Source organism: Pedobacter paludisoli, from assembly GCF_052344095.1.
Taxonomy (GTDB): Bacteria; Bacteroidota; Bacteroidia; order Sphingobacteriales; family Sphingobacteriaceae; genus Pedobacter.
Genome location: NZ_CP179926.1, coordinates 536,246 through 561,563 on the forward strand (window position 1 = coordinate 536,246; position 25,318 = coordinate 561,563).

Sequence of the window (25,318 nt, forward strand, 5' to 3'; positions counted from 1 at the left end):
AAAACAAAGCTTTATATAGATTAATTACAAATGGATATTCTGTGTTGAAATTTGATTAATGCGTATTCTTTATTTTTATTATTAGAAGTTTTTATTTTTTAACTAACTGATAGTTAATTGTTTGTTGTTTTTGTTTTTGTATTGATTCATGATTTGCTCCCAGTAAGTCATTTAAATAAAATACGGATAGCACAAAACAAAATACGGATAGCACAAATTAAAATACGGATAGCACAAGAGCCTTTTAGAGCGTATTTCAGAGATTTGCATTGTCTTAATTTAGAATAATTAAAAATAATATTCGCTAAGACAAAGCACACATTACATGAAAAATTTTTACGCATTGTTAATCATATCACTCTTCTTTATCAACGTTTCCGCGCAGACAAAAGGAAGCTTAAGCTGCAAGGTTTTAGATGCAAGTGGAAATCCGATTACCGGAGCCACTATTCGTTTGGAGCCTGATCGCCACATGGCAGAAAGCAATAAGAAAGGAGAGTTTTTATTTAACAATCTATATGCGGGTAATTACCAAGTTTTTGTTCACATGTTGGGTTTTAAAGAGTATCACACACAAGTCACTGTTACCGTTTCACAAGTAACGAGGGTTGATGTTTCATTGGTACAGGAAGAAAAAGAATTGGACGATGTAGAAATTTCAACAAAGAAAGATGACCCAGATAACCTAATGCAAGTTGAAAGAAGTGCGATGCCTGTTACCATCATCAGTCGAAGCACGATAGAAAAAATGGGAAGCCGAAGATTGGATGAAGTTTTAAAGGAACAAACAGGAATTGCCATTGTAAACAACATTAGTGGTGGCGCACGTTCGGTGGGTATTCAAATGCAGGGTTTTGGTAGCGAGTATATCATGATTTTGATTGATGGTCAACCAATGGTAGGGCGGAACAATGGTAATTTCGATTTATCACGAATTAGTGTAGCGAACATTGAGCGCATAGAAATTATCAAAGGCGCATCTTCTTGCTTATTTGGAAGCGATGCATTGGGTGGCGCGATTAACATCGTTACGCGATATGGTGCGGTAGTGCCACAAGGTATGGCTTCTATAGCCTACGGAAGTTTAAACATTACCGATGCGACAATTGAAGGCGAAACACCTTTTGCATCACAGCGAGGATCGGCAAATGTATCGGCAAATTATTACCACAGTGATGGTTTTAATACCAACCCAAGCTACATTCAAGCAGGAACAACGGCTCCTCCATATGATAATTATGCCGTTCAGGGCAGACTGCGCTATCAATTAACAAAAAATGGAATACTGAGTTTAAGTGGACGTTATGGTTTACGCCGCTCATTTATGGAGAAGGATTTTGGTTTGGGTAATGTTTCGAAAGATACACAAGATGAGCAGGAAATTAACCTGGGAGCCAATTACAATTATACCTTTTCATCGGGCGTGAAAAGCGTTACACGATATTATTATACCGATTTCAATTCCGATATGAATGTGTTTTGGCAAAATTCAGCTTCTGCAGTTACCAATGAAGTATTTAAACAGCGTTTGCACCGTTTGGAGCAACAATTTGCATATCGCCTTGACAATCATGTAAATTTTACGGCAGGTTTAGGTGGTAGCACCGAGACCATGAGGGATGCCTCGCTCACAAATCCAGCCGCGATGAATGCCGCATTTGTGTATGCCCAAGGGGATGTGAAGATAACCGAAAAAATAGGTGCTGTTGCAGGTTTACGCTACGATTATACCAATAATTACGCTGGTAGGGTTAACCCAAGTTTGGGATTACAATACCAAGTTTTACCTAAGTTACAGTTAAAGGCGGGTTTTGGAACTGGATTTAAAGCGCCTGACTTTAAAACGCGCTATTTAGTGTTTTACAATCCGGTCGCAAATTATTTAGTTATTGGTAATGAGGTGCTTAAAACGACCCTCGATGAACTTCAAGCCCAAGGTCAAATTTCAGAAATTAGAAATTATCTGCTCAGTACCTTAAATGAGAATTTAAAAGCCGAGAAGAGTAAATCCTTAAATGCGAGTGTTGCCTGGAGTCCAAAAGAATGGCTAAAGCTAGAAGGAGGTGTGTTTTACCACAAGCTACGAAACCAAATCAATAGTATCCAAGTTGCAACGGGCAGCAATAACCGTAACATTTATACCTATCAAAACTTACCAGAAGCGGTCAATAAAGGAATAGATGCATTGCTGAAAATTACTCCGCTTAAAGACATGGAAATCTCCATGGGTTATCAGTTTCTGATAGCAAAAGATTTGAGTGTGATAGACAGCATTGCAAAAGGGAACTATCCATACAACCAGAATATTCACGATCCGGCTACGGGGAACTCTTATCCAGTAAGCACAAACGATTATTGGGGAATTGAAAATCGTTCAAGGCACATGTTCAACCTGCAAGCTTTTTACACCTACCGACCTTTAGATTTAGGTGTGAATGCACGCGTGAATTATCGAGGGAAATATCCATTTGGCGATCGAAATGGCAATCAATTTATCGATCGCTACGACACTTTTGTTCAAGGATATTTTTTGCTGAATGCGTCCATTGAGAAAAAAATACTAAAGCAACATGCATCGATTCGGCTTACCGCCGATAACCTGTTGAATTATACCGATATGTTAATTCCTGGTCAACCTGGGAGGGTAATTTTAGCAGGATTAAGTTATCGATTTTTTAAAGATTAATACAGAAATACAAAAAAATTATGATAAACAAAGCACTCCATATCGCAGTAATGGCTCTATTAGTAGGGATGTTGTTCTCGTGTAAAAAAGAGGTTCAAGATACAACAAGCTCGCTTCAAGATGGAAAGAGTATCGTGGTAAGCGATTTGGCAGGAGATACCGAAGCTTCCATGTCGGCGGGCGTTGATGGAAAAGTACAACGTGCATTTTACATTTTCCTTTTCCGGTTCAGCGATCAGAAGCAGATCTGGATTCGCAATGCAGCCGATTCGGCCAGGTGGTTAAAAACGAAAGAATGGGATATTGCTTTTACCGGCCCATACAACAGCGAAATTTATGTGAACGATAAAAAATATGCCTACAATCCGGGCAACGAAGGCCCTGCTGAAAGCGCCGTAGTAATGATGCCTCAATCGTATGAATCGGTAACCCAAGCACCTTCCGACACCGATTTTAACGCTAGTGAGCTGAAAAAAATTGGTTGGAGTGCAAGTGAAGATGCACAAGGTTGGTTTTACTATAGCTTAAATAGCCACATCATGAATGCCATACCAAATCGCTGTTATGCCATTCGTTTGCCAGATGGGAAATATGCCAAGTTGCAATTAATAAGTGTATACAAAGGCAATCCGCCAGCGGTTACCGATTTGAATTGGCCTGCACCGTATCTCACGTTCCGCTATTTTGTTCAACAAGATGGGAGTAAAAATTTAAGCACGAAATAGATTTTAATTAAGATGAATAACAGCAAGAATCAATATACGCAAATGAGCTTTAAAAGAACTGCAAAGGGTTATTACTCAAGCTTCTTCGCAATGCTTTTAATCGCCTCGGTTTTTACAGTAGGCTGTAAGAAAACAGAAGTAGTAACAGAACCAGAAGAAGTAATCGTGCCTGTAGCATTTAATACGATACATCGTGTGGAGAATTTACCTGCATCTACCGATAATAACAGCGCAACCGCTGCTCCGGTTATTTATTTCAGTTTAGAAACAAAAGAACTTAAGGAGGCTAAAGATGCAAAAACAACCCGATGGGACATCGCCTTTGGCGGACTTTTTAATAGTTTTTTAAGCGGAAATAACGGTTCTGCTTCCACAAATTTTGGATACGGTTCAGCTGGCAAAGGGGGTGTTTTAATTTTAGAAAAAGCATTTAATGAGGTAACAGATATACCTGCAGATGCACTTTTTAAAACGGGCAAAAATATAATAGGAACGGATGATGCAGGAGATTATGGTTCAGGTACGGGATGGTATTTATACGATTATACTGGATTGAAGATGGGAACAGGAATGTATGAAAAGCAACACGTTGCCTACTCATTAGCCGAAGGTTTAACCTTGCTAAATGGCACAGAAATATCGCCGCGAACTATCGTTGTGAAAACAGCAAATGGAAATTATGCCAAAGTAAAAATTATCAGCTGCTATAAAGATGCCTTTCAGATTAGTGATTGGTCGAGAGATATTCCTCATATGTATTTCACTTTTGAATATGTATTAGCAGCAGCCGGAAGCACAAAATTCGAAATAAAATAAAACACATATAAAAACTAAAAAATAAATATAAAAAAATGTTAAGCACAAATTTGAAAGAAGCTACAAAAGCTGCTCACCAGGAATTAGAGAAAAAAGTAGTTCTTAAACTTAAATCGATTAGATCTGCAGCAGATTATGCTGATTTACTAAAGCATTTTTATGCCTATTTCGATCATTTAAGAAATGAAATTGAACCTTATATCACACCAGAAGTATTACCAGATTATGCTGAACGCCGCGATGCTTCTTACATAAAAAGAGATATTGAAGCTTTAGGTTTCGATACAACCGACCTTCCACTAACAACCGTTCCAAAAATTACCAATACACAGGAAGCTTTAGGCGCACTTTATGTAATGGAAGGTTCAATTATGGGAGGTAGAATTATTGTTGAAATGTTGGCGAAAGTAGGTGTTCAAACAGGAGTATCCTTTTTCTCGGGTTATGGTGCTCAAACAGGAGAAATGTGGGGTCGCTTTGTTGAGGTATTAAACGCATCAGCAAAAAACGAAGCAGAAGAACAACTAGCTGTTGATGCCGCAAATGCCGCCTTTACACATTTTTCTGACGTTTTTACAGCGGTAAAAGTAGCTTAAAACTTATAGGTAGAGTACCTGTTATTTCGCCTTTATTAAGGTTGAAGTTGATGGATAAATTAACAATTTAAAAAATATAAAATGATAAAGAAATTAATACAATCACTCCCAATACTCTTAATAATAGTTTCATTGTTTTCATGCAATAAGAAGGATGATTTAGAAGTTCCCCCTCAAATTAGCGAGAAAGACATCGTGGTGGAAAATCTGCAAGTTGGTTACGATAGCAAAACGTTCAGCTTTTCAGATAATGTTCGCCTTTCATTTGATGCTTCTGTGATGAATTCAACTTTTGATAGTGTGGTTGTTTCATTAGCAGATAGCGTAACCAAGAAAGTTATTTTAAAAAATGAATACGATCGATCAGGAAGTAAATCATTTGCTTTTAATGAGTTGATAAAAATTCCAAGTACGATAGAGGGAGAAACGTTAACCGAAGGGAAATACACGTTAACACTTCTTTTTGTAGCAAAGAACAAGAATAAGCGGAGCATTACAGAACAAATTACTTTAACCGATTTTAAAGTGGTAAATCCAGCTTTATCATTCTTTATTGGTTCAACGGAAACGCCAAATAAACTGCGATTTAACATAAATACCAATCAAATTAAGTTCGATTTAGCTACCTATCAGGATAAGTTAGTTTCAATGGGACTTTATCTTGAGAATATCGGCAATCCAGCATTGAAATATACATATGACCTTACCAACGCTACAAACAATGCCGCTTATTTAAAGCGTTTTTACATTGCCATGGATAATTTGCTTGATGAAAAAGGAAATCCAGTTAAGGTAATTCCAGGCATGTATAAAGCCTATGTTGTGTACGCAAAAGAAAATGGAATTTCAGGTAAAGCCTTGTTAACTGAAAGCATTGAGGTAGAAGCACCGTTGTTAGAGTACGATATTACCAAATTGAAAATCGGATCAACCAGCACCACTCCAGACATGAATGTTTCTTTAACTACCTCAGGCTTTGATGTAACTCTTTTTGGAGCAGATGGAATTAAGTACAGAGATCCTTCGAATAATGCAGGAGTTTTGAGCAGCATTTCGCTGGGTTTCTCTGTAACTAAAGATAATAAAACGAATGTTTACTCTTCTACTAAGAGTTTATACGCTGCTAAAAACGGAGCTGTTTTGCCAATCTACACGACTAATTTTAGTGCAACACTATCAAATCTTCAGGGACTTAGCTTAAGTACAACTGTTGTCATTTCGATGGGAGCTTTAGGATCTGAAAGAATCAATTTAGGAAATACTGGTAAACTATAAAAGGTAGACTATGAAAACGAACAGCATGAAAACCATCTCTTTTTTACTAGTAGTTTGTAGTTTATTTTTTCAAGGATGTTCGAAGGATAGCGATATGCCTGAAGATACAGCCAAACTTTCATTAGAAGAGACCAGAAGCTTAAATAGAGAAGCATTAAACAATGCTACCAATTTAACCGAGGCTGAGAGAACTAGTTTCAAAGCAGATCTTTCAGCACTAAAAACGGCTGATGAAATGAATGAATTAATGGCAGAAGTAAATGCAACATTACCCATCGTTCTCGATCGTACCAAATGGGAAACCATTGAAAAGAAAAGTATTTCAGATACTGGAGTAGAAGGAGAATGGAAGAAAATTGATGATTTATTTAAGGTGTATAATGTAAGTCAAAAAACAATTTTTGAATTTGGATTAGGCCGAGCTCTTAATGGCGTATTCTATATCAATGCTTCGTATGTGGCCGATTATAAACATGTTTATGATATTATAAACTCAAAATACACCTACGATAGAGCAAACAAATCGATTGTTGTGAATGCAGCTGGACTTCTTTTTACGTATGCTTTAGAAAATTACGATCATAAGAATCAAGAAATTCAACTGAGAATTACCAATTATAACAACGGAACCGACCATAAACCGGGAGTACCCTATTCTACAGATGGTGTGAATGTAAGATATATGATTGAAAATTATATCTTAAAGATGAAAATCAGCAGTCTGGAAACCCAAACGACTGGTACAGCATTAAAAGCAAACAATAAAATAGAATCGATGCCTACTAAATGGGGGATATAACATTTAATCTTATAAGAATAGCTATTCAGTAATGTAAAAGGCCAAATTTCTAAAGAAATTTGGCCTTTTACATGTAAACTATTTATAAGCTAACGAGCTTAATTAAGGTCGAAAATTATTTAGCTTTTTTAGGGCGTGCGGTTTCAGGAGCATCTGCAAGCTGTATAGAAAGGATAGAATCGATACTTTCGCGATTCGTTTCATAATCAGCAGCAATTTTTTCCCATTTTTTTAATTCAATTTGTGCATTCTCAACCTCTTTGGTCAGCGATTCAATTTTATTCTGGATAGATTTTCTGATGTTTGTTGCCATATCACAAAAATATAAGATGTAAGTAAATGTTAAAAGTCTAATTTGCGCATCTTGCATTAAGAATGGGTTAAGGCTTCATTATCAGTCTGATTAATTTTTTTTGAGAAGAAAAACCATTTTTCTGAAGTTTATTCTAGTTAATTTACGCTTCTTGATTTTGCATTTTTTTGTTCCTAAAATAGAGGAGATTAGCTTTTTTTAAGCTCTCTAGGCCTTCATTTTCTTTGTTGCATCAGCAAAATATACTATGTTAGAAGTAATTTTAGTGCGATTCAATCGCGCATAGAAAGCTCTAAAAACCGAACAAAAAACAGTGCAACTCTCTATTTTGTATTTACAGAATTTACCTGCAAAACCATGTTTATCTGCGAACGTGTGTTTTGTGCATGCAGCCCAATACATTATGGCTTTAAATTTTGAAGAAGAATTTTTACTGCAACACGTTGATTTGGAAAACGAAGCGGGTTTAAAAATTGTACGAGACGCCAAGAAGACCTTATATCCCAAAATTTACGATCACTTAGCTTTCATAAGTATCTCGGGAATTTGTTCCACCACTATCTTTAAACACGGTGTTGATTTGGTTAAAACAGAGAAAGCATATTTTCCTTTCGATGCCACTTATTTAGAAACGGAAGGCGCCGAAAAAGAATACACACTTTTTAAAAAACACGTTCGCCCGGTGGCCCGCTATTTTGTTCTATCAACCGTTAAAACAGAGTGGAATACTATTCTAAAAGCGTTTGATTTTTTTTTAGAACCGGCTGTTTGGCAGGCAGTAAGTTTTGTAGCTTCCTTTTTTCAAAAGCATACAGGAAAGGTCCTTTTGCATGAAGACATATCTATGGCTATGCAGAATCAACCATTTTATGAGGACTTTGTGCAGCAAAAGAATGGCTTTCTAGCAGCACGTTATCCTTTAACAAAAGAAATACTCAAAGTTTAATCCGCGGTAGCAGCATTTAAAAATTGTGCAAGCTTACATATTCTAAAACAGAATCGCGGTATGACTCGCCAATGGGTATTTCAGTCGAAGAAATCAACACCTGATATTTTTGTACGGCTTCAATTTTATTCAATGCCACAATAAAAGAACGATGGATACGCATAAAATTGTTTGGAGGAAGTTTCTCAATCAAGTCTTTTAAATTCATTCGGGTAATAATGGATTTGCCATTGGTTAGGTGAATTTTAACGTAATCTTTTAAGCCTTCTATATACACAATGTCTGTCATGCGGACTTTTACCAACGAATATCCTGCATTAATAAAGAAATGGTGATCGAGGTCATTTTCGAAAATTAATGGTCTTTTACGTAGGGTAAATAAATCTCGTGCTTTATTAACGGCAGAAAAAAAGCGGGTAAATGCCACGGGTTTAACTAAATAATCGACAACGTTTAATTTAAAAGCATCGAGGGCATAATGTTCAAAGGCCGTGATGAGAATAATCATGGGCGGTCTGTCCATCGCTTCAATAAACTCCAAGCCATTGATGCCCGGCATTTTGATATCGAGAAAAATTAAATCGATTTGCTGTATGCTTAAAACCTGAAGTGCATCACTTGCATTTCTGCAGGAAGCGATGTGTTTTAAAAAGGGGATTTTTCGAAGATTATCTTCAATTAACTCAACAGCAAGTAATTCATCATCAACAACGAGACAGTTCATATTATGTTAGTTTTAAGGTTAATTGGGATGTGTATAAATTATTTTCAGCGGTAATTTTAAGCGTATGTTTGGTTGGATAGAGTAGTTCTAAACGCCGTTTAATATTTTGCAAACCAATTCCACTGGCTTTGCTTTCCATGTCCTTTACCGGGCTGATATTATTCATCACGGTAAATTGCAGGTTTCCTTGCTCCGAATTTTGTTGGAGACGGATATCGATGATGGGGTTTTCAATCATCGCTACGCCATGTTTGAAGGCATTTTCAACAAAGGGAATTAGGAGCATAGGTTCAATGGTATGCGCTTCTGAAAAACCACTTACATAGAAATTTAGCGTAACAGCATCGCCGTAACGTAATAATTGCAGGTTGATGTAATTCTGTAGGTATTCAATTTCCGTATGTAGTGCAACCAAATTTCCTTCGCGTTCGTATAGCATGTAACGCATGAGGTTAGCCATACTAATGAGCGATGGTTCCAATAAGTCAGATTTTTTTCGGGTTAAGGAAACCAAGCTATTTAATACGTTGAACATAAAATGCGGACTGATTTGCGAGCGTAAAAAAGTCAATTCCGACTTAAGTTGTGCATTTTCTCGTTCCGTTAATTTTGCCTCACGGTTGTTGGTATCGATGAGTAAGCAATAGCAAAAACTAATTAAAAGCGCGATTAAAAACGAAGGAAAGGTAAAGAAGAAGCCAAAAGGTGGTGGTTTTGGAAGTTGTTTAACCACTGTTGGATCCTTTATTTTGTTTTTTACGATAAAATCCATCGGTGGCATTTTCACATGCATATGCTCAGATATACCTACAAATAAGATAGCACAAAGGCAAAGTAAAGCTCCATAAATTAGCCATTTTCTTTTTTTTAAAATTGGATATAACACATAGGAATGCACAAAGAAAACAACCAAAATAAGCAAGTTGCGTGCAAACTGATTCCACATGAAATTTCTATGCATCGGATTGTGTGGTTCATTCTGCTGAAGCAAGAAAGGTAGTAAGGTAAAAGCAGACCATAGTAAAACTGGTAGAATGGGGTAAAACCAAGATTTTAAGGGCTGTTTTTGCATGCTTTTTAGGTCTGAAATTAGCGTCTACGAAACTACCCAATAAGCCTGTTAACAATCGTTAAAACTATGTTAAAACATGTTAAATCCGTGTTTTTTTAGAAAAAACACCCGCCGTTTCGTCGCAAAATGAAAAACGATAATCGCAAAAACTAGGGCGTTTGTCGCAATTTCAAATTTGAGGTTTTTCATCGGTTTACTTTAGCGCTAATTATGATGAAAAAAGTACTCATGGCGTTTGTTGTTTGCATTCTTTTAGTAACGAAAGTACATGCCCAACAACGCCTAATTAGTGATGTAAAAGTAAATGGTTTCTTTACAACCACCATGGAAGTGGTTTTAGATAGCCTTGCTAAACAATACCAGCTTAAAATTGTATTCGATCGTGAATACATAGGAAGCCAACTGGTTTCCGAAAGGTTTAATAATATGCCTTTGCCAGATGCACTGAAAATTATCTGCCGCCCGGCTAAGTTACATTATTGGGTAGAGCCAGACACGACTATCTATATTGTCCGGACACCTGAGGAAGTGCGTGCTTTACAACGAAAAGCGAGTACAGTTGCCGCTGCTCCTCAAATAAGAACCCTCGTTACCCGAACAGAAGAACCTGCTAAAAATGAGAAGCCTGTGGTTTCTGCCATGCGTGCTTTTACCTTAACGGGACGCGTAGTGGATCAAATCACAGGTGAATCGCTGCCAGGTGCAATGGTTAGTATTGAGCATAATAACATGCACGCTTCAACCAATGCCGATGGATATTTTACCTTAAACAATGTGCCAGCTGATACCTGCGTGTTGTTGACTTCTTATGTGGGATATTTATCAGATCGCTTGAGTTTAAAGAATATCCGTGAAGGTCAACGCCTAACGGTTGCCCTGTCGATGGCACGTAATAGTTTGGAGGAAGTACAAATTAAAGGGAAAAAGAACGACGGCATTATGAGTACCGACAAACGCAAGGTAAGTGTGCTGCAAATTTCGCCAGCCAAACTTGCAGAGTTACCCAATATTGGTGAGAAAGATATCTTACGTTCTTTTCAATTGATGCCGGGTATTGCAGCAAGTAATGAATCGTCGTCTGGAGCCTATGTACGAGGCGGAACCCCCGATCAAAATTTAGTTTTATTCGATGGTTTTACTGTGTATCAGGTTGATCACTTATATGGATTTTTTAGTGCTTTTAATAGTAACGCCGTTAAGGATGTGCAATTGTTTAAGGGAGGTTTTTCGGCAAAATATGGTGGTCGTTTATCCAGTGTAACGGAAATTACAGGTAAAGAAGGAAATAAGAAAGATTGGAATTTAGGCGGCGATTTAAGTTTGCTAAGCGCCAATATTTATTTCGAAACACCAGTAAAAAAGAATGGGACATTTCTTTTTGCTGCACGTAAATCGTATCAAGGACCTTTGTACAATAAGCTTTCGGAGCAATTTACCTCGAGCAGTTCTTCTGCACAGCAAGGCCCCGGCGCTGGGGGCGGAGGAAGAGGCTTTGGTGGTGGAGCGGTTTCTGTGAGCACGCCGGCCTCATATTTCTATGATTTGAACGCAAAATATACCCTGAACTTAGGCGATAAAGATGTGCTTTCTTGGAGTGTGTATCAAGGAGATGATAATTTAGATAATAGCAGAACGATTAATCTTCCATCTTTTTTAACCACGAGCACCAATTCGACAGGTCCAAGCATTACCGATAAAACTACATACGGCAATTTAGGTTCGAGTATGAAATGGTCGCGCAGATGGGATAATAAGTTGTATTCAAATACCTTGTTGAGCTATTCTACGTATCACAGTGATCGCGATAGGAGCAACAAAATGACCGTAACAGAAGATGATGGCACCGCAAAAGAAATCAGTAATGGAACCATTGAAAAGAATAAATTACAAGATTGGAGTGTAAAATCGGATTGGGAATATCAGGCAACTAATAATTTTAAACTGTTCTTTGGCGGTTATGCATCGGCCCAAAATGTGGTGTATAAGTTTAGCCAAAACGATACTAGCACCTTAATCGATCAGAATAGAAACGCAAAATTGGCAACCGCATACGGAGAAACAGAATTTTCTCCGACAGCTACCCTACAACTAAAAGGAGGATTACGTGCTACCTATTATGATCAAACTCGTAAAATGTATTTTGAACCACGCTTTTCAGGTTCCTATTTATTAACCGATCGCTTTACATTAAAAGCAGCTACGGGTCGCTTTTATCAATTTATGAACCGCGTGGTTCGTGAAGATATTTTATCCGGCAGCCGTGATTTTTGGGTGTTGGCAAATGGAAATTCTATCCCAGTAGGAAGTGCGAATCATTATATTGCCGGTTTTAGTTACGAAACGGATAAGTATTTATTTGATGTTGAAGGCTATTACAAACAATTGAATGGCCTCACAGAATATTCGCAGCGATTAACCGGTGATAGACGTTCTTCAACACTGGAAGAACACTTTTATAACGGTCGTGGATACACGGCAGGTGTTGAGTTTTTGGCGCAGAAAAAAGCTGGAAAGTATACCGGGTGGATTAGCTACACCCAGGCTTTAGCACGAAATCAGTTCGATGCCTACGGGTTAAATTATTATTCAGCAAATCAAGATGCACGAAGTGAATTCAAATCTGTAAACATGTTGAAATATAAGAAATCGGACCTTCTCGGCTACCTGGATTTTTGCCAGCGGAAGGCCTTATACTGCACCAATTGCCAGTTATGTGCTCGATAACCAAAACAGTACGAGTAGAACCTATTTGAGCATTAGTGGCAAAAATACCGAGCGTATGCCAGCTTATCACCGTTTAGATTTAGCCGCAACACTCGATTTAATTAAAATTGATAACCGTAAAACGGGAAGCATTAGTTTCTCATTGTTTAACGTATACAACCGCACGAATCTATGGTATAAAGAATATACCGTTTACAATAATCAGGTGATCACATCAGATATTAATTACCTTGGCTTAACGCCAAATATTACCCTCAGTTTAAAATGGAAATAAAGAAAATTATACGGTTCGGATTTATTTTGGTCGCCTTTACATGGATTTTGGTATCCTGCAGAAAAGATAGTGGAAACGATGATGTGGTAAATTGGCCGGTTATACAAGGATACTTGGTGGCAGGCAAGCCGATTACCATAAAATTGTATACGCAAAAAGGATTGTTGGATACTTCATCTTATGGACCAGCTCTAAGTGGATTATCGGTGTACGTATCAAACGGAGTGAAAGAAGTTAAACTATCAGAAGATACAGCAGGTGTTTACACCAGTAGCGATAACACCCTCGTTCTCGAGAATTATACCTGTACGCTTCGTTTTGATTACAATGGAAAAACCATTTCAGCAGAAACAATTGTGCCTACAAAACCAGAAAATTTTAAAGTATCGTCTCTGAATCAGCCAGTACCCAATCCCGATTCAGCATTTACCAATCCAACGGATTTTATTCCTGTAGACTTTAGTTGGAGTAATATCAGCAACGGTTATTACATGATGCAATTTAAAAACCAGGAAGAATCGCCTAACAGAATTGGAAATGGTTTTGGCTTTAGAAGAGGGTATGAGGATATGGAAGAATATTTAGGGCAAGTATCTTTATTTAAAACACAACCCATGACTTTTCAATTTGAAGGACGATACTTGGTTTATCTATACCATGTAAATGCCGAGTACAATACGATCTTAAGTAGTAGCAGTTCAAGTTCTTTGAATTTAACCAACCCGGTCACGAACATTAAAAACGGGTTGGGGATTTTTACGGCCATGTCGGTCGATTCATTGCCCTTGAACGTTTACAAAGATCAATAGTATTAAAAAAAGAGCTTATTCTTTAGGTTAGTAGAAAGGATAATTTTAGTGTTAGCTAGGCCTTGGTAGATAAATTGCCAGGGCCTTTTCTAAACAAGCATTCGATACAGCTTTACACGGAAGAAAAAATAAATGTTTATTCTTCTGTAAAGTTAATTTCCTCTTCGATGGATTGTGGATTTAAAAGCGGTAAACTAAAATAAAAGCTTGAGCCTTCATTTGGTTTGCTCTCTGCCCAAATACGACCTCCGTGTTGTTTAATCAGTTCAGCACAAATGTATAAACCGACACCAAAACCAGAAATTGTCTTGGCGTTTGCATTGTGTACGCGGTAAAACCGATCAAATAGTTTGGGTAGTTCATCTTCGGCAATACCAATTCCTTCATCTTGTACACAAATAATCGCTTCCTCATTTTCAATTTTATGGGTAATGGCAATTAGCGTATCATGTTTAGAATATTTGGCTGCATTGGATATTAAATTTGTTAAAACATTTGAAATTTTGTCTTCATCAGCCTTTACCCAAAGATCTGTATTGATAAGTACTTGAATGAAATGATTGGGTAAAATATGACGATTTTCTTCAGCTATTTTATTTATCAGTTCGGTTAAATTAAAGGGTTCGATATATAATTGGAGTTGGCCTGATTCTAAGGTAGAAACACTTAGAAAGCCCTCAATAATTTCGAGCATGCGTTTAAGTTGTCCGCTCATTTTATCAATAATTTCATTGGCGAGCACGTTTTTATTATTGAGCTTGCTTTTTAATAGTTGATTGTAAGCCGTTAACGATGTGAGTGGTGTTTTTAATTCATGACTCACCATGCCGATAAAGTCATTTTTCTTGATGTCGTTTTCTTTTACTTCACTAATGTCTAATAGCGCTCCTGCAATGTATTTTGGGATGCCAAGATTATCGTAATGAGCCGTTCCCGTACATCTTAACCACTTTTTGTACTCCAAGTCCGTAGCTTTAATTTGGCATTCTACATTAAAGGAGGCACGATTTTTTATCGCTTCTTTTACTTGAATGGCAATGTTATGATACTGTTCACTCACTATTAATTCTTTGGCACGTCGCATAGAAATTCGTTCCGTATCGAGTCCGAGAATTGCGCGTGCTCTTTCTGACAGGTAGAGCGTTCTGTTAATGAGATCCACATTCCAAGAACCCATTTTTGAGGCATCCATTGCCAGTTTTAAAATATCCTTAGCACGATTTAATTCATTTCTATAGGTAACTTGTTCACTGATGTCGTTTAAAATCGCCAAGATGGCTACTACACTGTTATTTTCGTCTTTTATCGGTTGATAGATGGCATTGAAATAACCATCCTTAGCAGGTGTAGTAATTCTAATGTTGTTTATTTGAAGTGCAGTTTCTGTTTTAAAAATATTTTTAACTTGCTCTACAAGCGTGTGTTGCTGATTTTCTGTTATTTCCGGACGTGCAATTTCCAGCGGTTTTCCTATGACTTCTTCTCGGTTTTTGCCCCAAAGATTTAAAATTTCTTCATTAGCAAATTCGGTCACTAAATCGGGGCCTTTTAGTACGCACAATCCTAAGGGGACCTTTTCAAAATAGTCTTTAAAAAAGGAAGCCGCATACGGATGTTGATGGAAATCGGTTGGTGTTGGTTCTATTTCGTGAAAAGTTAAATAGAGACCACTTTCGTTCTCCGCAGAAATAAAATGCAGTTCAGTTTTAAATCTTGTATTCCGAACTTTTTTTCCTTTGAACAGGACTGGAAAGGAGCTTGCTTTAACAGTAGTTGAACGTTGTTGGTGTTGTTTTAAGAGAACTATCGTTTCTTCTTCAAAAAGTTGGTCAATGGAAGTAATCGAATCGATTTGCAAATAATTTAAAAATCGTTTAAAAGCAGTGTTTTGCTTAAATGGTACTAAATTTTCCCCAATCGTCAATAAAATGGGTTGCGTAGATTGTTCGAGTAATGAATTTAAAAACTGTGCAGTAATAGTGCCCATATAAGATGCGTAAACTTGATGTTATCAAATATAATCTTTCGCATAGTAAGAACCAATTCTTTAAATCGATCTTTGAATTTCTTTATGTGTTTATTTCTAAATGGTTGTACATTATTTTTTCGAAGTTGTCTGTTCAGGTAGATGAGTTGCCTCATTTTTGATAAGTGATAAAAGGAAGTTTTCTTATAAAAGTTATTTTTTTTTATTTCGAATAGGGATTTTACTGTTAATCGGTTGGTGAAATTGAGATTTTTTGAAAAAAAATATAGCATCCAGAGGAAAAAAAGAGGTGGATTTTAAGAAAATGATGAATTGTACTAGTAAAGTTACATTAAAGAGCGCTGTTTTTAAGGTTTTCAGAGGGGGATGTTTTAGCTAATTTTTTCGTCATTTTAAGGTAAATTATTTTTCTGCTAAAAGGTTGACTGTGTGCTGTTTGTTGATGGTTTATTTTTTAAAAATACTGCTTAATACTACTGTTTTTGAGATTTTTTGTTTATAAATGGGTGAAATTTTTAGTTTATTTTATATAAATAAATGTATTTTTTTTAAAAACTTATTATTTTGAAAATGAGTTACTTCTTGTTTTTTTAATGACATTTTGCAATAATTTGATGATAAAAAGGTAAATGTATTTTTTTTTAGAATTTATATATATATATTTGTTCTTACCCTTTCGAGGGTATGTTTTTCATAGGTAGATGTAGGGTCAGAAACTTGTTTCTGGCCCTTTTTTATTTTATCCCTTCAATAAGCGTATTTTTGCCTTCATGTTAAAGAAAAAAGTAGTGGTAGCTGTAACCGGAGCAAGTGGTTCTGTATATGCAAAAGTGCTGTTTGATAAATTGACTCAATTATCCGATCAAATTGAAGCAATTGGGGTGGTGATGAGTGATAATGCGAAAGAGGTATGGCGGTTTGAGTTGGGTAATGAGGATTATACAACATACTCGGATTTTACTTTTTATCATAAAAATGATTTTCATGCGCCTTTTGCCTCTGGCTCGGCCAAATACGACACCATGATTATTGTTCCCTGTTCTATGGGAACTCTGGGGCGTATTGCCAATGGAATTTCCAATGATTTAATCACCCGTGCTGCAGATGTGGTTTTAAAAGAACGGCGTAAGTTAATCGCGGTGGTACGTGATACACCTTTTAGTTTAATCCACATCAATAACATGAAAATCGTAACCGAGGCAGGTGGAATTATCTGTCCGGCCAATCCATCTTTTTATAGTTTACCAAAAACTATTGAAGAGGTAGCGGAAACAGTTATTAGTCGCGTCATAGATTTAGCCGGTTTCGAACAGAGCAGTTATCGTTGGAGTGAATAAGCATTTGTAGGGAAAACGTCACTTCTGATGAGGCGGGTACATAAATACATCAATTTTTGTATCTTTGCAGCCTAAATGAAAAAGGTCGCATTTTATACATTAGGTTGTAAATTAAATTTCTCGGAAACATCTACCATTGGTCGCTTATTTACCGATGCGGGATACCGTGTTGTAGAGTTTCAGGATCAAGCAGATGTGTATGTTATAAATACATGTTCCGTGACCGATCATGCCGATAAAAAATGCCGTAAAGTAGTAAAAGAGGCTTTAAAATATTCTCCGAATGCATTTGTAACCATTGTGGGTTGTTATGCGCAATTAAAACCGCAAGAGATTTCTGAAATAGAAGGCGTTGACATGGTTTTGGGTGCTGCAGAAAAATTTAGGATAGTTGAATTTATTACGGATTTAACCAAACAGCCCAAAGCGGTAATTCATCAACAAAACATTGAAAAAGTAAACCATAATTTTATTGCTTCTTACTCGATTGGCGATAGAACCAGAACCTTTTTAAAAGTGCAGGATGGATGCGATTACCCATGTACCTATTGTACCATTCCATTGGCACGCGGTGGTAGCCGAAGCGATACCATTGAGAACGTGGTAAACCGTGCAAAATTAATTGCCGACAGTGGAGTGAAAGAAATTGTACTTACAGGCGTTAATTTGGGCGATTTTGGTATTCGTGATGGAAAGCGTGAAGACAAGTTTTTCGATTTGGTAAAAGCCTTGGATGAAGTGGAAGGAATAGAGCGTATTCGTATTTCATCAATAGAACCCAATTTGTTAAGTAACGAAATTATTGAGTTTGTTGCACAATCAAAGCGTTTTGTACCGCATTTTCATATTCCGTTACAGTCTGGGTCTGATAAAATTTTAGGATTAATGCGCCGCCGTTACCGTCGTGATTTATATGTTGAGCGCGTTGCTAAAATTAAAGAAGTGATGCCTGATTGCTGCATAGGAGTGGACGTAATTGTTGGTTTTCCGGGCGAAACGAAAGAAGATTTTCTAGATACTTATCAGTTTTTAAATCAGTTAGATATTTCATATTTGCACGTTTTTACATACTCAGAACGCGAACAAACACCTGCTGCCGAAATGAAGGGAGTAGTGCCGGGAAGTCAGCGTAACGAACGGAGCAAAATGCTGCATATTTTATCAGATAAAAAACGTCGTGCTTTTTACGAATCGCAAGTGGGTAGCCATGCGGAAGTGCTGTTCGAAGCTGACCAAAAAATGGGCTACATGCATGGTTTTACTAAAAACTATGTAAAAGTACGCGCCAAATACGACCCTTTAATGGTTAACGAATTAAAAGCCGTTAAGCTATTAGAAATGACCGCAGACGGCGAAGTAGAAGTTGGCGAATTAGAAACGGTATACAGTCATTAGAAGCAGGAATTTCCTGCTTTTTTATTCAATTTTTCTAGGTTTATCATTTTTGCCGAGGCGCTTTCTTTGCTTAAGTAGTATACCTACGTCTTAAGCTGGTTTGGTTGTTTGTCAATGTTATTAACCTCAGCTATGCAACGTTAATGTTTCGGTAAATCGGCCATTTTGATAGAAGCAATCGCAGCTTCGTAGCCTTTAGTTGCCTGTTTTTCCCCAGCACTATCTTCCCTCTATCCCAGGTGATGGGACCTTAGAACACCAAAAAGTTATAAATTTAGGGTACTTCTTCCCAACATTGGTTACTTTTAATAGAAGTAATCCTTAATTTGGAGGCCTATCTAAATCAGATAAATGGTAAACGGTTATGGAATTTGTATGCCTTATACATCTATATTAAAACGCTAGTTATTTATGAATCTATTTTTACGCTTTTTAGCTTTACTAATCTGTACATTCCTACTTTCGCTAAATGTTTCAGCGCAGCAATATACCCTCGATGATTTTTATCGGGTCGATTCTATTGCTAACCGCGCCCAACCTAAAGACGCACTGGCATTGATTGGGAAAATGAGTAAGTACGCTCATGAAACACACAACACACCTTTAATTATCAAGACGGTTATTTACCGGATCATGTTTCAAGCCTATTTGGAAGAAGATATCTTCGATAAGATCCTAATCGATTTACGCAAGGACATCAGCATTGCTAAACAGCCCGAAAAGAGTATTTTACAATCGTTGCTTGCCGAAATGTATTGGAATTACCTGAAAGAAAATAACTGGCAAATTAGGGGGCGCACGCAAGTGCAAGGCCAAATGAACGATAACATTAAAACCTGGGACACCAAGAAGCTGAACAATGAAATCGTAAAATATTACCTGCTATCGTTACAGGATGTCGCACTTTTGCAACAAACGAAAGTAGATGTTTTAGATGCCGTTTTAGCGGGTGATAAAAACAACCGCAATTTTAGACCAACACTGTACGATTTACTTGCGCACCGTGCTATTGATGTTTTTAGCAATACACAAATTAATCTGACCACTTACAATGATGCATTAATGGATTGGACGAATCTTGCTTTGTTTGGGAGTCGCTCCGATTTTTTAGCCGTTAAATTACCTGTAGATAGCACCTCATTTACAGTACAAGGGATACAAGTGTTTAAAAATCTGATCAGCTTTCATCAAAAAAGTGCGAATTTGGATGCTCTGGCCGATGCCGATTTAAGAAGGTTGAAATTCGTTAGTCAGTATTTTATGAGCGATAATCAGGAAGCTTTTGGGCGAGCTTTAAGTCGTTTGGCCGAACAAAGCACAGGTAGCGAAGTTTATGCAGATATCGTATACGAGCAGGCTGTTATCCATAAAAAAGCCCAGATGTTAATTGATACCAATAAGCAAAACCTTATCACTGCAGTTGCTCTGGCCGAAAAAGCAATTAGCAGCTATCCTAATAGTGTTGGTGCAAAAAATGCTAAAAATTTAATTACTCAGATAAAAAGTAGTGAGCTAGTCATCCAAACCAAAGCGCACTTACAGCCTGATAAATCTGCGCAACTCCATTTAACCTATAAAAATGTCGATACTGTCGTTTTTAGACTGTTTAAATCACCTGATTATCCAAATCAATACAAAAAGTTTAACAGCAATAAGGAATTTTTAGATTTTCTGAATAATAAACAAAACCTGAAAGAATGGATAGTTGTGGTACCCAAAACCAGCGATTATCAATCACATACTTTAATTGATAAATTGGAGGGTTTGCCTTTTAATGATTATACCTTAATTGCCCAGGCTATTAACCGCCTGAAGAAGGATACCGTTTACAGTATGATTAGTTTTAAAGTTACTGGCATGGCTGTTATGAACAGGGTTAATATTGATAAACGTGAGTACTTTGTAAGTCAGCTGAACAATGGTGCACCTTTAAAAAATGTTAAAATTCAGCAGCAGAGATACGACTACCGTACTGGAAAAGTTGTGAATGGTGACTTGATAACGACTAACGATGAAGGGTACGCAAGCACAAATGAAATCAACAATAGCATGGCTTGGGCATTGGTTACCCTTGGTAAAGATGCGTTGAAACTAAACATTAACAATTACAGTTATTACAGCAAGGAGAAAGATAATAATCGCGTGATCCTTTTTACCGATAGGCCTATTTATCGTCCGGGCCAAACGATTTATTACAAAGGTTTATGCTTACTATCAAATGATGGCAAAAATAAAATTGAGGTGAATAAAACGCTGCAGGTTTATTTTATAGATGCCAATGGAAAGGAAATTACCACAACCAGCGTAACAAGTAACGATTATGGAACCTTTCAGGGAACGTTTAGTATTCCAGTAGGTAAGTTAAACGGCCGTATGACGATTGGTACCGAAGGTGGTAATATTGGCGTGCAGGTAGAGGAATATAAAAGGCCAACTTTCGAAGTTGTTTTCGATAAACCTAACCAACGCTATAAACTGAACGACAGCATTAAGGTTATGGGTAAAGCCAGTGCCTTTTCAGGTTATGCAGTAGGGAATGCCATCGTGAACTATAAAATTTATCGGAGGGCACTTTATGACTACAGTTTATACAACACAGATAAGGTAGCCATTTATGGCTCACGCCCCTTCGAAAGAAAACAAATGGCTTTCGGTAAAACAGTAACGAAAGCAGGAGGTAAATTTGATATTACTTTTTTTGCAAGTGCTACGGATATCCGACAAAATTATAGTTATGATGTCGAAGTAGAAGTAATTGATTTAAATGGCGAAACCCGATCCAAAACTACCTCAATTCATGTGGGACAGAAAGATATAAGCTTGAATGTGAGTGCTGAACAGGCTGTTTACCTGAGCAACAAAAGCGATAGCTTGTCTTTTTTTGTAAGCAATTTAAATAATGAATCAATTAAAGCTAAGCTGAAAGCCGAATGGAGTTTGTTGCAAGCACCCTCGCGCTTGATGAATAAGAGCCCTTTTTATGCCGAAAAGTATGCCATGACCAAAGAAGAGTTTCTTGAAATTTTTCCACATGAAGACTACAATAACGAACTGGAGGTGTCTAAATGGCCGATAAAGTCGGTGGAACTAAAGCAAAATCCCATGGTCAAAAATGGGAGAGGAAATCTAGAATTTAGTCAGCGTGATTTAAAGCCTGGCTACTATAAAATTCATTTAACGGCGGTAAATGAGCAAAATGATACGATTCAGGTAGATAAATATTTGAACGTTTACCATGAAAAGCCTGCGCAAATACAATCGAATACGGAATGGGTTCGTGCTGAGGCCAACGTAATCAAGTCCGGAGAAAGTGCTGTGTTTCGTTTGGCTGGTTTATCCAATGATAGTAAGGGCTATTACGAAGTATACTACCGAGATAGCGTAACTCGCAAAGTTTGGCTTAATCTGTCTACAAAGCAAAGTATTATACGCATTAAGCCGGATGAAAACTATGAGAATGGTTTTGCGGTGCAGTTTACCATGGTGCATGAAGGTACGGTTTACAATTCGATGCAACAGGTAAGTATTTTCGATCCTAAAAAGGAACTCAATATTAAATTTTTAACCTTCAGGAATAAACTGCAACCTGGCGAACAGGAAAGCTGGAAGTTACAGATCAGCAACAGTGACGGCGAAAAACAGATGGCCGAAATGATTGCTACACTTTACGACGCGAGTCTGGATGATTTGAACAAAATGAACTGGAACACATATTTGCAAACCAGTTTTAACTACTATTTCTACAATTGGAATTTTAATGTCAATACGAATACTAATCCTGATTATTTATGGTTTTTGAGATCGAATTTTGATTACTCCGTAATTCGCCGTGAGTACGAAAATATAAATCTATTTGGTTACAATTATTTCGGAGGCTACAATAGTGCCTATCGCAATTACCTCAGTAATATAAGAAACAACAAAAAGCGAGGTTTACAACCGGCAGCCATTCAAAAACTCGCTGAGTTAGAAAAAGGTAAATTGACGTATGGCGTTGTATTTGATGACCAAGGTGAACCGTTGCCAGGGGTGCAGATTAAATTCGGTAAATTGGTAACAAGCACCAATGTCTTTGGTCTTTATACGCTTGATGCCAAAGCCGGTGATAAGGTAAGTTTTTCCTATATCGGTTATAAGAATTACACCCTCTTTGTGGGTAAAAAAAAGCGGATGGATGTAACATTAAAGCCAGATGGGATGGGACTGCATGATGTAACGGTTGTTGGGTATGGTTCGAAAGAAAAGAAACATGTGGCAGCTGCAGCTAGCCAGATGTCAGTAGTGTCGTTGGAAGGTAAAGTAGCAGGAATTAAAATAAGGGGTGCTGCTACCGCTGTTGAAGACAACCAAGTATATGATTATGTAAGTATTAACAGTTACAACCCACAAACCGGTATGGAAATTGTAAATGGTAAACCTGTTATTAAAAAAAATTATATCACCCCTCGTACCAATTTCAGCGAACTCGCATTTTTCTATCCGCAATTACTAACCGATGCCAATGGCGAAATTAAGATTGAATTTACCATTCCACAGTCCCTAACGCGGTATAAAATGATGGGTTTTGCGCACACCAAAGATTTAAGAACAGCATCCATCACCAAGGAACTGGTTACCCAGAAGCAACTAGCTATTGCTATTAATACCCCAAGATTTTTCCGTGAAGGGGATACGATCGTGTTGAGCGCCAAGCTGAACAATTTGGTAGGGAAAAAACTGGATGGGCAAGCAAGTCTGACTTTAACAAATGCATTAACAGGTAAATCAATTCAGATTTTCAGCAAGGCAGATAAGGCAGAGAAAACTTTTGAGGTTGACGATAAAGGTAGCTCGGTTTTAAAATGGACTGTGGTTATCCCTTCGGGCATTCATGCTATTACTTATAAAGTACTGGCACAGAGCGGTAAATTTAACGATGGTGAAGAAAATACCATTCCGGTGCTACCCAATGCCATGTTGGTTACCGAAAGTATGCCGGTAAATGTGCGGGGCAATAGCACTAAAACGTATCATATGGAGAAACTCGAGAAATCCGGTACTTCAAAAACCTTGCGCAGTCAACAGTTAACTTTTGAGTTTACCTCCAATCCGGTTTGGTATGCAGTACAGGCCTTACCTTATCTGATGGAGTACCCCTATGCGTGCGCAGAGCAAACTTTTAGCCGCTTTTATGCCAATAGCTTTGCTACCGCAATTATCAACTCTTCACCAAAAATTAAAACAGTTTTTGAGCAATGGAAAAACACGAATAACGGAGAGGCGCTTTTATCCAATTTGGAGAAAAACCAGGAATTGAAGTCCGTTTTACTCGAAGAAACGCCATGGGTGCGCAATGCCGATAATGAGACGGAGCGTAAAAAACGCTTGGCCCTGCTTTTTGATTTGAACCGGATGACGTACGAACTGAAAAACGATTATGATAAATTGTCGAAAATACAATATAACAATGGTGCTTTTCCATGGTTTACCGGCATGAAAGAAGATCGATACATTACCCAACATATTGTTTTGGGGATGGGCCAGTTAAAAAAAATGAACTTGGTTGATGAAAAATCCTATCAGGGTTTTAATATTATGTTCAATAAAGCTATTGCTTATTTGGATGCACAATTGATTCGAGATTATAAACGAGAACCTAAGGTAAACCAAAATAGCTATTTGCCAATACATTATTTATTTGCAAGAAGTTACATCAATTTGAAAAATACTAGCCCAGATTTTATCAAGGCCAGAGATTTTTACCTGAAAAGATTGATCACAGGCTGGAAAAATTTTGATACCTACCAATTGGCACAAACAGCATTGATCTTAAACAGGAATGGCCATACGGCCGAGGCTCAAAAGATCATCACACTGCTCAATCAAACTGCGCAGCATAGTGAGGAGATGGGCATGTATTGGGCTAAAAATAAAGTCGGCTGGTGGTGGTACCAAAGTCCGGTTGAAACACAGGCTTTGTTGATTGAGGCATTTGATGAGGTAGCTAAGGATACCAAAGCGGTTGAGGAGATGAAAATCTGGTTGCTGAAAAACAAACAAAGCAACGATTGGAAAACGACCAAAGCTACGGCTGCGGCTTGTTATGCTTTATTAATGAAAGGTGCTGATTTACTCAGCGAAAGTAACGAACCCGAAATTACCATAGGCGAGCAAAAATTAGCTGATTTGCAAGAATCCAACCCAGCAAAAGAAGCAGGCACAGGTTATCAGAAAGTAAGCATAGCTGGAGCAAACGTAAAACCAGAAATGGGAAAAGTGCAAATTAAAAATAACAATCAAACCATTGCCTGGGGGGCTTTGTACTGGCAATATTTCGAACAACTGGATAAGATTACACCGGCAAATACAGGCGTTAAAATTAAGAAACAGCTGTTTTTGCAAAAAGCCAGTAACACAGGCAACATCCTAACCCCGTTAACTCCTACTAATGTTTTAGCGCCCGGCGATTTGGTAAAAGTACGGGTAGAAATTTTTTGTGACCGTAATATGGAATACATTCATTTAAAAGATATGCGTTCATCAGGTTTTGAGCCAGTTAATGTGATTTCGATGTATAAATACCAAGATGGATTGGGTTATTACGAAAGCACCAAAGATGCTTCTACCAATTTCTTTATCAGTTATATGCCTAGGGGCACGTATGTATTCGAATATCCGTTGAGGGTTACCCATTCCGGTAATTTTTCGAACGGCATCACCACTTTGCAAAGCATGTATGCACCTGAGTTTACTACCCATTCGGCAGGGATACGCGTAAATGTAAAGTAAACTAGTTGAATTGGATGCTGCTGCAGGTAGTTCCAATCGGAATAACTTTTTCATCTATCCAGATTTGGCTGC

The 25,318-nt window shown here is 37.5% G+C and carries 17 protein-coding genes; 13 read left to right on the forward strand and 4 right to left on the reverse strand.

Annotated features, from left to right (window positions below; translation table 11 throughout):
• The first annotated feature begins 325 nt into the window (after positions 1–325).
• From ACJVDK_RS02220 to ACJVDK_RS02245, 6 genes are all read left to right on the forward strand, one after another.
• The gene (locus ACJVDK_RS02220) at positions 326–2,686 is read left to right on the forward strand and encodes a TonB-dependent receptor (protein ID WP_443938655.1); all 2,361 of its coding nucleotides are present in this window, start codon (positions 326–328) and stop codon (positions 2,684–2,686) included.
• Between the two features lie 20 nt (positions 2,687–2,706).
• Positions 2,707–3,411, forward strand: a complete 705-nt coding sequence (locus ACJVDK_RS02225; protein WP_443938656.1) for an HmuY family protein — start codon at positions 2,707–2,709, stop codon at positions 3,409–3,411.
• Positions 3,412–3,423: 12 nt separating this feature from the next.
• Positions 3,424–4,227, forward strand: a complete 804-nt coding sequence (locus ACJVDK_RS02230; RefSeq protein WP_443938657.1) for an HmuY family protein — start codon at positions 3,424–3,426, stop codon at positions 4,225–4,227.
• A gap of 35 nt (positions 4,228–4,262) precedes the next feature.
• Positions 4,263–4,823, forward strand: coding sequence for a biliverdin-producing heme oxygenase (locus ACJVDK_RS02235; protein WP_443938658.1), 561 nt, complete (start codon positions 4,263–4,265; stop codon positions 4,821–4,823).
• An 81-nt stretch (positions 4,824–4,904) separates the two neighbouring features.
• Positions 4,905–6,098, forward strand: a complete 1,194-nt coding sequence (locus tag ACJVDK_RS02240; RefSeq protein WP_443938659.1) for a hypothetical protein — start codon at positions 4,905–4,907, stop codon at positions 6,096–6,098.
• A gap of 10 nt (positions 6,099–6,108) precedes the next feature.
• The gene (locus ACJVDK_RS02245; RefSeq protein ID WP_443938660.1) at positions 6,109–6,897 is read left to right on the forward strand and encodes a hypothetical protein; all 789 of its coding nucleotides are present in this window, start codon (positions 6,109–6,111) and stop codon (positions 6,895–6,897) included.
• Between the two features lie 115 nt (positions 6,898–7,012).
• Here the strand turns inward: ACJVDK_RS02245 and ACJVDK_RS02250 are convergent, their stop codons facing one another.
• Complete coding sequence (locus ACJVDK_RS02250) at positions 7,013–7,210, reverse strand: hypothetical protein (protein ID WP_443938661.1); 198 nt, start codon at positions 7,208–7,210, stop codon at positions 7,013–7,015.
• Between the two features lie 403 nt (positions 7,211–7,613).
• On the opposite strand from ACJVDK_RS02250, the gene ACJVDK_RS02255 reads away from it, so the two are divergent.
• Positions 7,614–8,156, forward strand: coding sequence for a hypothetical protein (locus ACJVDK_RS02255; RefSeq protein ID WP_443938662.1), 543 nt, complete (start codon positions 7,614–7,616; stop codon positions 8,154–8,156).
• A 16-nt stretch (positions 8,157–8,172) separates the two neighbouring features.
• Here ACJVDK_RS02255 and ACJVDK_RS02260 read toward each other — a convergent pair whose 3' ends face one another.
• Complete coding sequence (locus tag ACJVDK_RS02260; RefSeq protein WP_443938663.1) at positions 8,173–8,880, reverse strand: LytR/AlgR family response regulator transcription factor; 708 nt, start codon at positions 8,878–8,880, stop codon at positions 8,173–8,175.
• A 1-nt stretch (position 8,881) separates the two neighbouring features.
• Positions 8,882–9,952: a sensor histidine kinase gene (locus ACJVDK_RS02265; RefSeq protein ID WP_443938664.1), complete on the reverse strand. Its 1,071-nt coding sequence runs from the start codon at positions 9,950–9,952 to the stop codon at positions 8,882–8,884.
• Positions 9,953–10,165: 213 nt separating this feature from the next.
• Here ACJVDK_RS02265 and ACJVDK_RS02270 point away from each other — a divergent pair, with 213 nt between their 5' ends.
• Genes ACJVDK_RS02270 through ACJVDK_RS02280 form a run of 3 tightly spaced genes read left to right on the forward strand, consistent with a single transcriptional unit; the run spans position 10,166 to position 13,759 of the window.
• Positions 10,166–12,676 carry a carboxypeptidase-like regulatory domain-containing protein gene (locus tag ACJVDK_RS02270; protein WP_443938665.1) on the forward strand — a complete coding sequence of 837 codons (2,511 nt, stop codon included), beginning with the start codon at positions 10,166–10,168 and terminating at the stop codon, positions 12,674–12,676.
• The gene (locus tag ACJVDK_RS02275) at positions 12,666–12,950 is read left to right on the forward strand and encodes a hypothetical protein (protein ID WP_443938666.1); all 285 of its coding nucleotides are present in this window, start codon (positions 12,666–12,668) and stop codon (positions 12,948–12,950) included. Before ACJVDK_RS02270 ends, ACJVDK_RS02275 begins: the two co-directional genes overlap by 11 nt.
• The gene (locus ACJVDK_RS02280) at positions 12,941–13,759 is read left to right on the forward strand and encodes a DUF4249 family protein (protein ID WP_443938667.1); all 819 of its coding nucleotides are present in this window, start codon (positions 12,941–12,943) and stop codon (positions 13,757–13,759) included. The genes ACJVDK_RS02275 and ACJVDK_RS02280 overlap by 10 nt, the downstream gene beginning before the upstream one ends.
• A gap of 136 nt (positions 13,760–13,895) precedes the next feature.
• Here ACJVDK_RS02280 and ACJVDK_RS02285 read toward each other — a convergent pair whose 3' ends face one another.
• Complete coding sequence (locus ACJVDK_RS02285) at positions 13,896–15,746, reverse strand: PAS domain-containing sensor histidine kinase (protein WP_443938668.1); 1,851 nt, start codon at positions 15,744–15,746, stop codon at positions 13,896–13,898.
• Positions 15,747–16,516: 770 nt separating this feature from the next.
• Between ACJVDK_RS02285 and ACJVDK_RS02290 the strand changes: the two genes are divergently transcribed.
• From ACJVDK_RS02290 to ACJVDK_RS02300, 3 genes are all read left to right on the forward strand, one after another.
• Positions 16,517–17,083: a UbiX family flavin prenyltransferase gene (locus tag ACJVDK_RS02290; RefSeq protein ID WP_443938669.1), complete on the forward strand. Its 567-nt coding sequence runs from the start codon at positions 16,517–16,519 to the stop codon at positions 17,081–17,083.
• 75 nt (positions 17,084–17,158) lie between these two features.
• Complete coding sequence (mtaB, locus tag ACJVDK_RS02295; protein ID WP_443938670.1) at positions 17,159–18,478, forward strand: tRNA (N(6)-L-threonylcarbamoyladenosine(37)-C(2))-methylthiotransferase MtaB; 1,320 nt, start codon at positions 17,159–17,161, stop codon at positions 18,476–18,478.
• A gap of 411 nt (positions 18,479–18,889) precedes the next feature.
• A complete protein-coding gene (locus tag ACJVDK_RS02300; RefSeq protein ID WP_443938671.1) occupies positions 18,890–25,246 on the forward strand; it encodes an alpha-2-macroglobulin family protein in 6,357 nt (2,118 codons plus the stop codon).
• The last annotated feature ends 72 nt before the right edge of the window (positions 25,247–25,318 follow it).